The sequence below is a fragment of the Bradyrhizobium sp. SRL28 genome, assembly GCF_018596315.1.
In the GTDB taxonomy this organism is placed as follows: domain Bacteria; phylum Pseudomonadota; class Alphaproteobacteria; order Rhizobiales; family Xanthobacteraceae; genus Bradyrhizobium.
In genome coordinates, this window is record NZ_JAHEAG010000218.1 from 1 (window position 1) to 502 (window position 502).

Sequence of the window (502 nt, forward strand, 5' to 3'; positions counted from 1 at the left end):
GCAGCGGCGCGCGAAAAGCTGCCGGCTTCGACGACCTTCACGAAATAGCGCAGATGACGAAACTGCATGACCGCGAGCCACCCTGCGGCTTTCCTGGTCGGACCTGAATGCCGTCCGCCCGCCCCGGTACGACGGCGGATCCGCTGGTCCGCAATCTTGCACAGGGCAGGCGGCTCCGCACCCGCAAAGTTGTCGCGATATCATGGAAGGTTTTGCAACCTGATAGCTGCGAGCAGCGGCCAGCGCGAGTTCTGCGTCGGGCCGGGCCCGGAAAGGTTCAATCGAAGAACATCACGACCGCTTGATGACGTGATCGGCCATATCAGGCGCCGATACCTGCATATCGAAGCCATATTTGTTTTCGATCCCGTCCTGGATCATTTGTCCGCCCGCGCTGGCGGCGAACCATTCCGGACTGCCCCAGACGATCAAGGGGCACTCCAATGCCAAAGCTCATTTATCGCGTTGTCTCGGCCTGTGGCGCACTCGGCTACGGCTACCC

The 502-nt window shown here is 61.4% G+C and carries 1 protein-coding gene; it reads right to left on the reverse strand.

What is annotated here, in order from left to right:
* Window positions 1-291 precede the first annotated feature (291 nt).
* Window positions 292-432: a hypothetical protein gene (locus tag KIP88_RS46065; protein ID WP_212412412.1), complete on the reverse strand. Its 141-nt coding sequence runs from the start codon at window positions 430-432 to the stop codon at window positions 292-294.
* Window positions 433-502 lie beyond the last annotated feature (70 nt).